The sequence below is a fragment of the Leifsonia poae genome, from assembly GCF_050632865.1.
Lineage (GTDB): Bacteria > Actinomycetota > Actinomycetes > Actinomycetales > Microbacteriaceae > Leifsonia > Leifsonia poae_B.
In genome coordinates, this window is the sequence record NZ_JBODSA010000004.1 from 303,858 (window position 1) to 317,227 (window position 13,370).

Below are 13,370 nucleotides of genomic sequence, written 5' to 3' on the forward strand. Positions count from 1 at the left end.
CATCACATCCGGAAGAGGCCGAAGGCCGTGTCGGGGAGCGGGCTGCGCGCGATCACGTCGAGCGCGAGGCCCAGCACGGTGCGGGTCTCGGCGGGGTCGATCACGCCGTCGTCCCAGAGCCGGGCGGTCGAGTAGTACGGGTTGCCCTGTTCCTCGTACTGCGCCGCGATCGGGGCGCGGAAGGCGGCCTCGTCGTCCGCCGACCACTCCTCGCCGCGCGCCTCGAGCTGGTCGCGCTTGACCGTGGCCAGGACGCTCGATGCCTGCGCGCCTCCCATCACCGAGATGCGGGCGGCGGGCCACATCCACAGGAAGCGGGGCGAGTAGGCCCGGCCGCACATCGAGTAGTTGCCCGCGCCGAACGAGCCGCCGATGACGACGGTCAGCTTCGGGACGCGGGTGGTGGCGACCGCGGTGACCATCTTCGCGCCGTTCTTGGCGATGCCGCCGGCCTCGTAGTCCCGGCCGACCATGAAGCCGGAGATGTTCTGCAGGAACAGCAGCGGGATCCCCCGCTGGTCGCACAGCTCGATGAAGTGCGCGCCCTTGAGCGCCGACTCGCTGAACAGCACGCCGTTGTTGGCGACGATGCCGACGGGATGGCCGTGGATGCGCGCGAAGCCGGTGACGAGCGTCGTGCCGTACTCGGGCTTGAACTCCTCGAAGCCGCTGCCGTCGACGATTCGCGCGATGACCTCGTGCACGTCGTAGGGCGCCTGCACGTCGACCGGCACGACGCCGTACAGCTCGGCGGGGTCGGCGGCCGGGTCCACCGCGTCGAGGACCGGCCACGCCGGGTCGAGCGGCGGCGGGAGCGTCGCCACGATGTCCCGCACGATCGCGAGCGCGTGCTCGTCGTCCTCGGCCAGGTGGTCGACGACGCCCGAGGTGCGGGCGTGCAGGTCGCCGCCGCCCAGCTCCTCCGCGGTGACGACCTCGCCGATCGCCGCCTTCACCAGCGGCGGGCCGCCGAGGAAGATCGTGCCCTGGTTGCGGACGATGACCGTCTCGTCGCTCATCGCCGGCACGTAGGCGCCGCCCGCGGTGCACGAGCCGAGCACGGCCGCGATCTGCGGGATCTTCGCCGCAGACAGTCGCGCCTGGTTGTAGAAGATGCGGCCGAAGTGGTCGCGGTCCGGGAAGACCTCGTCCTGCATCGGCAGGAAGGCGCCGCCCGAGTCGACCAGGTAGATGCAGGGCAGCCGGTTCTCGAGCGCGACCTCCTGCGCCCGGAGGTGCTTCTTGACCGTCATCGGGTAATAGGTGCCGCCCTTGACCGTCGCGTCGTTGCAGACGATCATCACGTGGCGTCCGGCGACCAGGCCGATCCCGGCGATGACGCCCGCCGCGGGGCTCTCGTCGTCGTACATCCCCGTCGCCGCGAGGGGCGCCAGCTCGAGGAACGGGCTGCCCTCGTCGAGCAGGGCGTCGACGCGGTCGCGCGGGAGCAGCTTGCCGCGGGCGACGTGGCGTTCGCGGGCGCGCTCCGGTCCCCCGGCCGCGGCCGTGGCGAGCCGCCGTCGCAGGTCGGCCACCAGCTCGCGCTGGGCGGCGTCGTTCTGCTCGAACCGCGCATCCGTGGCGGACGCCTCGCTGATCAAGGTCGGCATGCTGCTCCGTTGTCGTCGTCGACAGTCGGTTAGTGGTCACTAACTCGGTTTTTAGGTTAGTGTTCACTAACCGAAATGTCCAGCACCGGTGGAGAACGATGACCCAGCTCGACCCAGCGACCCCCGTGGAGCGCCCGACGCAGCGCAGCCAGGCCAAGGCGGACCGCCGCGCCGCCCTCCTCGACGCCGCCGCCGGGATGTTCGCCGATCGCGGGTTCAACGGCGTCTCGATCGAAGACCTCGGGGCGGCCGCCGGAGTGAGCGGCCCGGCGGTCTACCGGCACTTCGCGTCGAAGCAGGCCGTGCTCGAAGCGCTGCTGGTGGGCGTCAGCGAGCGGCTGCTCGCCGGCGGTCAGGAGGTCTCGGAGGATGCCGCGGAGGCAGGAGCCGCCCTCCGCGCCCTGATCGCCTTCCACATCGACTTCGCCCTCGGCGAGCCCGACACCATCCGCGTGCAGGACCGCGACCTCGACGCCCTCCCGGATGCCCCGCGCCGCCAGGTCCGCCGCCTCCAGCGCCGCTACGTGGAGGTGTGGATGCGCGTGCTCGGCGAGCTGCACCCCGGCCTCGCCGACGACGAGCTCCGCGTCCGGGTGCAGGGCACCTTCGGCCTCCTCAACTCGACCCCGCACACCGCGCGCATCGGCGGCGCGCCGGTCGCGCCGGCCCAGGTGCGGCCGGTCCTGGAGCGGATGGCCTGGGCCGCGCTCACCTCCGACTGAGCGCGCTCAGCCCGCGGGCCGCAGCGTCAGCGTCTGGTCCGCCGCCTTCTTCACCGCGGCGGCCGAGAACGGCCACGGCCGCGTCCTGCCCGCCGCCCACAGGTCCGTCTGGTCGGTGTAGTGCGCGTCGAAGGCGTGTCCGGAGGCGCCCGTCAGGTTCACCCACGTGCTCCTGTCGAAGTCGGACAGGTCGACCACCATCCGCATCGACGGCACGCGGTCGACCTGGTAGCCGACGGTCGTGTCCCACCCCGTCGCGTCGACGATGCTGGAGCCGCCGCCGACGTGCCAGGGGCCGCGGTTGAACAGCCACTCGATCGGCGCGACGCCGGAGACGCCGAAGCTGGCGTTCTTCAGCGTGAGGGTGTGGAGGCGGTCCCAGCGCCACGACGTCGGGTCGCCACCCAGCAGGCGCCGCGTCTCCGCCCACGCCTGCCCGGCCGCGTAGGCGATCATGGAGTCGCGGTCCGAGGTGCCCAGATCGGAGTCGGCCCACCACGAGGAGTCGGGCTGATTGAGCAGCGACGCCACGACCGAGAACCAGCGGTCGCCGCCGGTCGGGGCGGTGTCCGCCGGAATCTTGCGGGCGAACGTGTCGTGCAGCAGCTCCTTCCAGAACACCGCGAAGTACGCGGCCTCTGCGCTGTCGGCGTCGTCCCGGTAGTCCCAGCCGTCGAGCAGGCGCGCAGCCTGCTGCAGCTCGGTCGACGCGCCGGGCTTCGCCGCGACGGCACGCAGCACCGGGACGAGGTTCGCCGCGTTCGCGTCGTAGGTGTCGGACTGGATGGCCGACATGTCCGCTGCGGTCACCTTCTTCCCGTCCGCGAGGAGCTTCGCGAGCCGCAGCTCGATCTGGTTCGCCCGGTAGCCCTGGTCCCAGTCGGCGGTGATGAGCACGGGATAGGCGGGGCCGACCGCTGCGTTGTTCGCCGTGACGATGTAGCCGGACGGCGGGTTCAGCACCGAGGGCAGCTGGTCGAACGCGAGCGTGCCCGTCCAGCTGTACCGGCTTTCCCATCCGGGAACCGGCAGCGTGCCGTCGCCCGCCCCGCGGACCGGGATGAGTCCAGGAGCCTGGTAGCCGATGTTGCCGTCGGTGTCGGCGTAGACGAGGTTCTGCGACGGCACCTGGAACTGCCGCGCGGCGGCCCGGAAGCTCGTCCAATCCCACGCGGTGTCGAAGGCGAAGATCGCGTTCGCCGTCGTGCCCGGGGTGAGCGCGGTCCAGCCGAGCGACAGCTGGAACTTCTGCGCCGGCACGCCGAGCTTGCCCGCCTGGTCCTTGGCGATGACGGCGTAGGCGTCGCCGATGTCGGTGACGATCGGCCCGTGCCCGGTCGAGCGGACGGTGATCGTGACGTCCTTGCCGCCTGCGACCTTGATCCGCTCGGTGCGCTTCACGAGGGGCAGCTGCCGCCCGTCGTACTCGTACGTATCGCCGCTGACTTTCTCGACGAACAGGTCCGCGACGTCCGGGCCGAGATTGGTGAACCCCCACGAGATCTTGTTGTTGTGGCCGATGATCACGCCCGGGAAACCGGAGAAGCTGAAGCCCGCCACGTCGAAGGGACAGGCCTGGTCCACGGTCCGACAGTGCAGCCCCATCTGGTACCAGACCGACGGCAGGGCGGCCCCGAGGTGCGGGTCGTTGGCCAGCAGAGGCTTGCCGCTGGCGGTGTGCGCGCCGGACACGACCCACGAGTTCGACCCGATGTCGTCCCCGGCCGGTCCCATCAGCTGCGGCAGCGCCTCCACGCTCGCCGCGACCTGCCGCAGCTGCGCGGCGTAGGCGACCGGATCGACGGACGCCGCGCCGGCGGATGCGTCGGCGGACGCAGAGGATGCGACGGCCTGCGGGTCCACGTCGGGCGTGACCGTGCGCGGGTCACCGCCGCCCTGATCCGTGATCGTGGGATGAGCGGTGTACGGGTAGCCGGGATGCAGCTCCGCGACCTGCTCGGGCTTCAGCTTGGTGGCGAGCAGGGCCCGGTCGATCTCGTCCTCGAGGTTGGAGCGGAGGTCCCACGCCATCGCCTTGAGCCACGCCACCGAGTCCGCCGGCGTCCAGGGCTCGGGTGTGTACGACGGGTTCTGCAGGCCGAGCACGGCGTACTCCAGCGACAGTTCGGCGCCGGAGTGCCGCTTGAGGTAGGCGTTCACCCCGTCCGCGTAGTCCTGGTAGTACTTCCGCGAGGTGGGATCGAGGAGCTTGACCTCCTGCTCGGCGACCTGACGCCATCCGAGGGTCCGGATGAACGTGTCGGTCGGCACCTGGCTCGCACCGAACAGCTCGGACAGACGACCCGCGGTGACGTGCCGACGGAAGTCCATCTCCCAGAACCGGTCCTGCGCGTGCACATACCCCTGGGCGCGGAAGAGGTCGTCGGGGTTCGAGGCGTACAGCTGCGGGACCCCGTCGTCGTCCCGGTACACGGTGACCGGCTCCGACAGGCCGGGGACATCGACGGTCCCGGCGGTCTGCGGGAAGGACCGGGTGACCGTCCACACGGCGACGCCGCCGGCGATCACGACCAGCACGAGGAGCACCACGAGCACGCCGCCGACCACCCGCAGGACGCGGTGGTGCAGCCTCAGCCGCGGGGTGTCGTCGCCCACGTCGCTCCTTCGTCCGGCCGGTGCCGCCCTCCCTTCGGACTGTAGCTCATCCGGGTGACGGGCAGCTCCGCGCGCGGACCGCGGCGGTCAGCGACCGAGGTCGCGCTCCGGGGAGCCGACGTACAGCTGCTGCGGGCGGCCGATCTTCGTCTGCGGGTCGAGGTTCATCTCGCGCCAGTGGGCGATCCAGCCCGGGAGTCGGCCGATCGCGAAGAGGACCGTGAACATCCGGGTCGGGAAGCCCATGGCCTTGTAGATGACGCCCGTGTAGAAGTCGACGTTCGGGTACAGCTTCCGGTCGATGAAGTACTGGTCGGCGAGCGCGACCTCCTCCAGCTCCTTCGCGATGTCGAGCAGCGGGTCGTGGACGCCCAGGGCCTCCAGCACCTCGTCGGCGGACTGCTTGACGAGCTTGGCGCGGGGGTCGAAGTTCTTGTAGACGCGGTGCCCGAAGCCCATGAGCTTGACGCCGGACTCCTTGTTCTTGACCCGCTCGACGAACTTCTGGACGCTCTCGCCCGAGTCGCGGATGCCGGCGAGCATCTGCAGCACGGCCTCGTTGGCGCCACCGTGCAGCGGCCCGTAGAGGGCGTTGATGCCGGCGGAGACCGACGCGAACAGATTCGCCTGCGTCGAGCCGACCAGTCGGACGGTCGAGGTGGAGGCGTTCTGCTCGTGGTCCTCGTGCAGGATCAGCAGGCGCTCCAACGCGCGGGAGAGCACCGGGTTCACCTCGTACGGCTCGGCGAGCGTGCCGAAGTTGAGGCGGAGGAAGTTGTCGACGAAGCTCAGCGAGTTGTCCGGGTAGAGGAACGCCTGGCCGAGGCTCTTCTTGTGCGCGTAGGCCGCGATGACCGGCAGCTTCGCCAGCAGGCGGATGGTCGACAGCTCGACCTGCTCCGGGTCGCTGACGCTGAGCGAGTCCTGGTAGAAGGTCGACAGCGCGGAGACGGCGCTGGAGAGCACCGACATGGGGTGCGCGTCGTGCGGCAGCGCGTCGAAGAAGCGGCGCAGGTCCTCGTGCAGGAGGGTGTGGCGGCGGATGCGGTCGTCGAACTCCGCCAGCTCGCTCTCGCTCGGCAGCTCGCCGTGGATGAGGAGCCAGGCGACCTCCAGGAACGTCGAGTGCTCGGCCAGCTGCTCGATCGGATAGCCGCGGTAGCGCAGGATGCCCTGCTCGCCGTCGATGTAGGTGATCGAGGAGCGCGTGGCGGCCGTGTTGACGAAGCCGTAGTCGAGGCTGGTGAGCCCGGTCTGCTTGGTGAGCGACGAGAAGTCGATGCTCGAGGCGCCGTCGACGCTCGGGCGGATCGGGAACTCGGCGACACCGCCGGGATAGCTCAGCGACGCCGTCGCCAGTTCGGCGTCGGCCGCGCCCTTCTCGGTGCCCGTGCTCTCGGTGCCGAGTCCGCTCACAACGCCTCCTGGTGGGATAGTCGGGGTTTCGTACGCCGATCATGGCGGCGCTGCAGAATGAATCCGTGCCGATACAGCCTAGCGAACGCAAGCGGCAACTGCCGCATCGGGCAAACGACGGCCCCACTCGTTAGAGGGAGTCTCCAAAGGCCCGCAGGCGCTCGGCCGCCGCCGCCACCCGCTCGTCCGTCGCCGTCAGCGACAGCCGCACGTGCTCCGGGTAGTGGATGCCGTAGAAGTGTCCGGGCCCGGCCAGGATGCCGAGGTCGGCCAGCCGGCCGATGCTGTCCCACGCGTCGCGGCCCTCGGTCGCCCAGAGGTACAGGCCGCCCTCGCTGCGGTCGATGCGGAAGCCGGCCGCCTCGAGCGCCGGCCGCAGCAGGTCGCGCCGGGCGCGGTACCGCTGCTTCTGCGCCTCGACGTGCTCCTCGTCGCCGAGCGCGGTCACCATCGCCGCCTGCAGGGGCGCGGGCAGCATGAGTCCGGCGTGCTTGCGCACGTTGACCAGCCGCCCGACGACCGTGCGGCATCCCGCGACGAACGCCGCCCGGTAACCGGCGAGGTTCGACTGCTTGCTGAGGGAGTAGACGGCGAGGATGTTGCGGCGGTCGTCGCCGATCACGCGCGGGTCGAGCACGCTCGGCACGCGCTCCGCGTCCCACGGCGCATCCCAGCCGAGCTCCGCATAGCACTCGTCGCTCGCCAGATAGGCGCCGAGCTCGCGGGCGCGGGCGACGGCGGCGCGCAGCTCCTCGACGGAGAGGATGCGGCCATCCGGGTTGCCGGGCGAGTTCAGCCAGATCAGGCGGGTGTTCTCCGGCCACTCGGCCGGGTCGTCGCTCGCCATGGCGGTGGCGCCGGCGATCGCGGCGCCGATGGCGTAGGTCGGGTAGGCGGCGCGCGGGTGCACCACCACATCCCCCTCCCCCAGACCGAGCATGAAGGGCAGCAGTGCGACCAGCTCCTTGGAGCCGATGGTCGGCAGGACGTTCTCGACCGCCAGCCCGGTGACACCGCGGCGGCGGGCGAACCAGTCGACGATGGCCTCGCGGAGGGCGGGTGTGCCGACCGTCTGCGGGTACGCGTGCGCGTCGGTGGCCTCAGCCAGCGCGCGCCGGATGAGGTCCGGCGTCGCGTCGACGGGCGACCCGATCGACAGGTCGACGATGCCGCCCTCGTGCGCGCGGGCGCGCTCGGCGTACGGGGCCATGAGGTCCCACGGGTAGTCCGGGAGCTCCTGGAGCGCCATGTCAGCGCGCCTCCCGGCTCAGTGGCCCTGCGGAGGCAGCGCTGCGATGACCGGGTGGTCCTTCTGGATCACGCCGACCTTCGAGGCGCCCCCGGGCGAGCCGATGTCGTCGAAGAACTCCACGTTGGCGCGGTAGTAGTCCTTCCACTCCTCGGGCAGGTCGTCCTCGTAGTAGATCGCCTCGACCGGGCACACCGGCTCGCAGGCGCCGCAGTCGACGCACTCGTCCGGGTGGATGTACAGCGACCGTTCGCCCTCGTAGATGCAGTCGACCGGGCATTCGTCGATGCAGGCCCGGTCTTTGACGTCGACGCAGGGGAGGGCGATGACATAGGTCACAGTGTTTCGGATCCCTTCACGAGAGCTACCCTGCTAGCTTATGCCGTCGAGCGAGCCGGGCGACGCCCCCGCACGTCTGGCCAGGCCAGCACGATGGCGGCGATGACGATCGGTCCCACCAGCCACACCTGTCCGGCGAGGTTGTTCGGGATGAGCACCGACCCTCCCGCGCTCTGCTGCGTGAAGAGCAGGATGACCGCGATGGCCCCCAGCGCGGCGAGCAGCGCCGGCAGACGGCTGTGGCCGAGCAGGCGGAGGCCGATGAGCAGCGCCGCGAACGCGGCGAGCGCCCCGATCAGGCCGAGCGGGATCGAGACGCCCCAGGTCACCGAACTCTGGTGCGCGATCGTGCCGATGACCCCGAAGAGGGCGCCGGTGAGCACGAGCAGGACGGCGCTGACGATCCGGCTGAGCATCTTCGAATCCTAGCTGGACACTTCCGCAGGCTTGTCTTACGGTGGATGGGTAAGGTTAGCCTTACCAACCTCATCCCCCACCCTCGACAAGGTCCCCTGTGCTCGCGAACTACCTGATCGGCCTCCGCGAAGGCCTCGAGATGGCGCTCATCGTCACCATCCTCATCGCCTACGTGGTCAAGGTCGGCCGGACCGACGTCCTCTCCAAGCTGTGGATCGGCGTCGGGATCGCACTCGTCGTCCCACTCGCGATCGGCGCGGCGCTCACCTGGGGTCCCTACGGTATGAGCTTCGAGGCGCAGGAGGTCCTGGGCGGCTCGCTCTCCCTCGTCGCCGTCGGGTTCGTCACCTGGATGGTGTTCTGGATGGGGCGCACCGCCCGCACCATGAAGTCCACCCTCCACAACCGCCTCGACTCCGCACTGGTCGGCGCGGGCTGGGGCGTCATCCTGCTGGCCATGCTCAGCGTGGGACGCGAGGGCATCGAGACGTCGCTGTTCGTCTGGGCCACGGTGGCCTCGACCGGCGGCACCTGGGAGCCCGCGGTCGGCGCGCTGCTCGGCCTGCTCACCGCGGCCGTGCTCGGCTTCCTGCTGTATCGCGGCATGGTCAAGATCAACCTCGGCGCGTTCTTCACCTGGACCGGCGCGTTCCTGATCCTCGTCGCCGCGGGCGTCTTCGCGTACGGCCTGGGCGACCTGCAGGAGGCGGGGCTCATCCCCGGCTCCGGCGTCCACGCCTACGACATCAGCGGCGCGATCCCGGCGTCCAGCTGGTACGGCACGCTCGCCGCGGGCATCCTCAACTTCAACCCGTCGCCCACCTGGCTGCAGGTCGTCGGCTGGGTCGCCTACCTCGGCGTCGTCGGCTTCTTCTACGTGCGCCAGCACCGCGCCTCCGGCAAGCCCGCGGCGACGAAGCCCGCCGCGCGCGCCACCGCGCCGCACGCGCCCATCGCCTCCTGACCCTCGCCGCTTCCGCGAGAGAAAGCACAGCACACCCATGCCCCGACTCCGTCCGCTCGCTGCCGTCACCGGGTCCCTGGCCGGCGCAGCCGCCCTCGCCGTCGCGCTGACCGGCTGCGTCCCGAACAAGGCCGACGCCACCGCCGAAGCCATCGCCGTCTCGCTCTCCGACACCTCGTGCACGGTCGCGACGAACACCGCGAAGGCCGGCCCGATCACCTTCCAGGTCACCAACACCGGCAGCGACGTCAACGAGTTCGAGCTGCTGGCCTCCGACAAGCTCCGCATCGTCGGCGAGAAGGAGAACATCGGGCCGGGCACGACCGTCAACTACGTCGTCCAGCTGGCCGAGGGCTCGTACTTCTCGGCCTGCCGCAAGGGCATGGTCGGCCAGCCGACCAACGTCGCGAAGTTCACCGTCACGCCGGGCACCGGCGCGGCGGTGTCGCAGAGCGAGAGCAAGCAGGTCGCGCAGGCTGTGACGAACTACACCGGCTACGTGAAGGACCAGGCGGGCGCCCTCCTCACCGCCACGAAGTCCTTCGCTGCGGCCTACGCCGGCGGCGATGTCGCCGCGGCCCGCGCTCAGTACGCCCCCACCCGCTCCTACTACGAGCGGATCGAGCCCACGGCCGAGCAGTTCGGCGACCTCGACCCCGCGCTCGACCTGCGCGAGGCCGACCTCGAGCAGGGCCAGGAGTGGACGGGCTGGCACCGTATCGAGAAGGACCTCTGGGCACCGGCCGGCTACACCCCGCCGACGCCGCCACCCGCTCGCAGCTCGCCGACAAGCTCGTCGCCGACACGCAGAAGCTCTACGACCTGGTGCACGCGAAGGACTTCGCGCTCACCATCGACCAGATCTCCAACGGCGCCATCGGCCTGATGGAGGAGGTCGCCGGATCGAAGATCACCGGTGAGGAGGAGACCTTCTCGCACACCGACCTCGCCGACTTCCAAGCCAACCTCGAGGGAGCGCAGGTCGCCTACGGCGTCGTGCGCGAGATCGCGACCGCCAAGGGCAGCAGCGGCAAGGATGTCGTGAAGAAGCTCGACGCGGAGTTCGCCACCGTGGAGAAGACGCTCGCCCAGTACAAGAGCGGGGACGGCTTCGTCAGCTACACCGAGCTCAGCACCGCTCAGGTGAAGGAGCTGTCCGACCAGGTCAACGCGCTCAGCGAGCCGCTGAGCCGGCTCACCTCGATCATCGTCAAGTAAGCCGTGACGCAGAGCCACCCCGACGCCGAGCGCCCGGAGACCGACGAGGTCGCCGGGCGCGCCGGCGACGCCGAACCCCGGCGGGGCCTCTCCCGTCGTGGCGTGCTCGGTCTCGCGGGCGCGACCGTCGGCGCCGGCCTGGTCGGCTTCGGCGCGGGCGTCGCCGCCGACCGCGCCGTGCTCGGCGCCACCGCGCCCGCCTCCGCGACGTACCCCTTCTACGGCGCCCACCAGGCCGGCATCACAACGCCCGCCCAGGACCGCCTCCACTTCGCCGCCTTCGACGCCGCGCCCGGCCTCGACCGCGCGGGCCTCATGGAGCTGCTGCAGGACTGGACGGTCGCGGCCGCGCGGATGACGCAGGGCCGCCCGGCCGGGAAGTACGGTCCCGCCTCCGGCCCCATGGACGCACCGCCGGACGACACCGGCGAGGCGCTGGACCTGCCGCCCGGCGGCCTCACGCTGACCTTCGGCTTCGGCCCGAGCCTGTTCCGCACGGCGAGCGGCGAGGACCGGTTCGGCATCGCGTCCCGCCGCCCCGAGGCGCTGGTCGACCTCCCTCGCTTCCCCGGCGATGCGCTCCTGGACGCCATCAGCGGCGGCGACCTCTGCGTGCAAGCCTGCAGCGACGATCCGCAGGTCGCCGTGCACGCCATCCGCAACCTGTCGCGCATCGCCTTCGGGCGCGCATCCATCCGCTGGTCGCAGCTCGGCTTCGGGCGCACCTCCTCTACCTCGAAGGCGCAGGCGACGCCGCGCAACCTGTTCGGATTCAAGGACGGCACGGCCAACATCAAGTCGGAGGACCAGTCGGTCGTCGAGGACCAGGTGTGGGCAGCGCACGGCGACGGCGCCGCGTGGATGGCCGGCGGCTCCTACCTCGTCGCCCGCAAGATCCGCATGGTGATCGAGACCTGGGACCGCCAGCAGCTGGGCGAGCAGGAGCGCATCGTGGGCCGCGACAAGGGCGAAGGGGCGCCGCTCTCCGGCGGCACCGAGTTCAGCGAGCCGAACTTCCTCGCGCTCGCGAAGGACGGCGGGACCAAGATCGACCCGGACTCGCACGTGCGGCTCGCGCACCCCTCGATGAACGACGGCGCCCAGCTGCTCCGCCGCGGCTACAACTTCGTCGACGGCAACGACGAGCTCGGGCGCCTCAACGCCGGGCTGTTCTTCATCGCGTTCCAGCGGGATCCGCGGAAGCAGTTCATCCCCATCCAGAAGCGGCTTGCGGCGAACGACCTCATGAACGAGTACCTGCGCCACGTCGGCTCCGGCGTGTTCGCCGTGCCGCCGGGAGCTGCCGAGGGGTCGTTCGTGGGCGCGGGACTGTTCTCCTGAGCGCCGGTCAGCTTCCCGCGGTCGGCGTCGGGCTCGGAGCCTTGCCCTTCGAGACGGAGTAGTTGGCGACCCATCCGTTGTCGCCCGCGTCGGTGACCACGACCAGGACGCCGTAGGTGCCGTTGCTGAACGTGCCGGTGCCGCCGCCGTTCGGGCCGCGTGCGCCGAACTGGCCCTCGAAGCCCGCGTCGGTGAGCTGCTTCTCGATCGAGGTGTAGGCCTCGCCGTCGGGGACCTTCACCGTGACGTTCCACACCTTGTCGCCGCCGGAGCCGAGCCCGGCCGCGAACACGACGTCGCCGCTCGCGAGCGGGACCTCCTTCGGGAAGTCCGACGGGACGGCCGTGCCGCCGACGTCGAGGTTGCCGCCGGAGACGTCCTTCACCACGCTCTGGAAGCTGCAGCCGGCCAGAGCGGGCGTGGCCCCGAGCAGCAGGGCGGCGGCGAGCGGCAGGGCGATGAGGCGGCGGTTCATACCTCCATCCTCTCGCACCGCGCTCGCCCCGCGGATGCGGAATCGGCGGCCGGAAGACGGGTCTTGTCGCGCGCGCGGATGCGTTCGTATGCTTCGCGCGAACCCACATCCCACCCCGCGGCTCACGCCGCATCACCCGAGAGGAACGCCATGTCCGCCCCCACCATCGTGCTGATCCACGGCGCCTTCGCCGACGCGGGAAGCTTCACCCCGGTCACCCGCCGACTGCTCGACGCCGGCCACACCGTACGCGTGCCCGGCCTCCCCAACCGCAGCCTGCTCGGCGATGCGGAGTACATCCGCTCCGTCGTCGAGAACATCGACGGGCCGGTCCTCCTCGTCGGGCACTCCTACGGCGGTGCGGTCATCACCATCGCCGGCGCCGCCGACAACGTCGTGGGGCTGGTCTACCTCGCCGGCTACGCGCTCGACGAGGGCGAGAACCTGAACCAGCTGCAGGGGCGGTTCCCGGACTCGCCGCTCGCGAAGGCGCTCGTCTTCACGCCGTTCCCCATCGACGGCGCGGAGCCCGGCACCGATGTGTCGGTGAACGTCGACGAGTTCCCGGACATCTTCGCGCGGGGGCTCGACCCGGCCGTCACCCAGGTGTTCGCCGTCTCCCAGCGTCCGCTCGCCGCGATCGCCTTCGAGCAGCCCGCCCCAGTCGCGGCGTGGAAGACGAAGCCGGCCTGGGGCATCGTCCCGGCCGCCGACCGCACGATCAACCCGGACGTCGAGCGCTTCGGGTACGAGCGGGCGAAGTTCCGGGCGGTCACCGAGATCGACGGCGCCCCGCACCTGGTGATGCACTCCAACCCCGACGACGTCGTGAAGGTGATCACCACGGCACTGGACGAGGTCGGCTGACCCGATCCATGGGACGCAACACGCCGCTCACCTTTCGGCGAAGCGGCGTGTTGCGTCCCCTGGATGCTGGGATCAGACGGCGGCGGCGTCCTGACGCTTCAGGCGGGCGGCGGCGCGGCCGCGGGCGGTCGCGTCC

The 13,370-nt window shown here is 70.9% G+C and carries 11 protein-coding genes and 1 pseudogene; 5 read left to right on the top strand and 7 right to left on the bottom strand.

Going from position 1 to position 13,370, the window contains the following annotated elements:
- Window positions 1–2: 2 nt before the first annotated feature.
- The gene (locus ACRAWB_RS19195; protein ID WP_431354799.1) at window positions 3–1,610 is read right to left on the bottom strand and encodes a carboxyl transferase domain-containing protein; all 1,608 of its coding nucleotides are present in this window, start codon (window positions 1,608–1,610) and stop codon (window positions 3–5) included.
- A gap of 98 nt (window positions 1,611–1,708) precedes the next feature.
- Between ACRAWB_RS19195 and ACRAWB_RS19200 the strand changes: the two genes are divergently transcribed.
- Window positions 1,709–2,332: an SACE_7040 family transcriptional regulator gene (locus tag ACRAWB_RS19200; protein WP_431354800.1), complete on the top strand. Its 624-nt coding sequence runs from the start codon at window positions 1,709–1,711 to the stop codon at window positions 2,330–2,332.
- Between the two features lie 6 nt (window positions 2,333–2,338).
- Here ACRAWB_RS19200 and ACRAWB_RS19205 read toward each other — a convergent pair whose 3' ends face one another.
- From ACRAWB_RS19205 to ACRAWB_RS19225, 5 genes are all read right to left on the bottom strand, one after another.
- Window positions 2,339–4,948 (bottom strand): penicillin acylase family protein, encoded by a 2,610-nt coding sequence (locus tag ACRAWB_RS19205; RefSeq protein ID WP_431354801.1) that lies wholly within the window; start codon window positions 4,946–4,948, stop codon window positions 2,339–2,341.
- Between the two features lie 87 nt (window positions 4,949–5,035).
- Window positions 5,036–6,364, bottom strand: a complete 1,329-nt coding sequence (locus ACRAWB_RS19210; protein WP_431354802.1) for a citrate synthase — start codon at window positions 6,362–6,364, stop codon at window positions 5,036–5,038.
- A 130-nt stretch (window positions 6,365–6,494) separates the two neighbouring features.
- A complete protein-coding gene (dapC, locus tag ACRAWB_RS19215) occupies window positions 6,495–7,613 on the bottom strand; it encodes a succinyldiaminopimelate transaminase (RefSeq protein ID WP_431354803.1) in 1,119 nt (372 codons plus the stop codon).
- Window positions 7,614–7,631: 18 nt separating this feature from the next.
- On the bottom strand, window positions 7,632–7,952 hold the full coding sequence (gene fdxA, locus ACRAWB_RS19220) for a ferredoxin (protein ID WP_064109412.1): 321 nt from the start codon (window positions 7,950–7,952) through the stop codon (window positions 7,632–7,634).
- 38 nt (window positions 7,953–7,990) lie between these two features.
- Window positions 7,991–8,368 carry a DUF6113 family protein gene (locus ACRAWB_RS19225; protein ID WP_431354804.1) on the bottom strand — a complete coding sequence of 126 codons (378 nt, stop codon included), beginning with the start codon at window positions 8,366–8,368 and terminating at the stop codon, window positions 7,991–7,993.
- Window positions 8,369–8,466: 98 nt separating this feature from the next.
- Here ACRAWB_RS19225 and efeU point away from each other — a divergent pair, with 98 nt between their 5' ends.
- From efeU to efeB, 3 genes and pseudogenes are all read left to right on the top strand, one after another.
- The gene (efeU, locus tag ACRAWB_RS19230) at window positions 8,467–9,333 is read left to right on the top strand and encodes an iron uptake transporter permease EfeU (RefSeq protein ID WP_431354805.1); all 867 of its coding nucleotides are present in this window, start codon (window positions 8,467–8,469) and stop codon (window positions 9,331–9,333) included.
- A gap of 37 nt (window positions 9,334–9,370) precedes the next feature.
- Window positions 9,371–10,551: pseudogene (gene efeO, locus ACRAWB_RS19235) on the top strand (iron uptake system protein EfeO).
- 3 nt (window positions 10,552–10,554) lie between these two features.
- Window positions 10,555–11,892, top strand: a complete 1,338-nt coding sequence (gene efeB / locus ACRAWB_RS19240) for an iron uptake transporter deferrochelatase/peroxidase subunit (RefSeq protein WP_431354806.1) — start codon at window positions 10,555–10,557, stop codon at window positions 11,890–11,892.
- Between the two features lie 7 nt (window positions 11,893–11,899).
- Here the strand turns inward: efeB and ACRAWB_RS19245 are convergent, their stop codons facing one another.
- A complete protein-coding gene (locus ACRAWB_RS19245) occupies window positions 11,900–12,367 on the bottom strand; it encodes a hypothetical protein (RefSeq protein WP_431354807.1) in 468 nt (155 codons plus the stop codon).
- Window positions 12,368–12,517: 150 nt separating this feature from the next.
- Here ACRAWB_RS19245 and ACRAWB_RS19250 point away from each other — a divergent pair, with 150 nt between their 5' ends.
- Window positions 12,518–13,234, top strand: a complete 717-nt coding sequence (locus ACRAWB_RS19250; protein WP_431354808.1) for an alpha/beta fold hydrolase — start codon at window positions 12,518–12,520, stop codon at window positions 13,232–13,234.
- The last annotated feature ends 136 nt before the right edge of the window (window positions 13,235–13,370 follow it).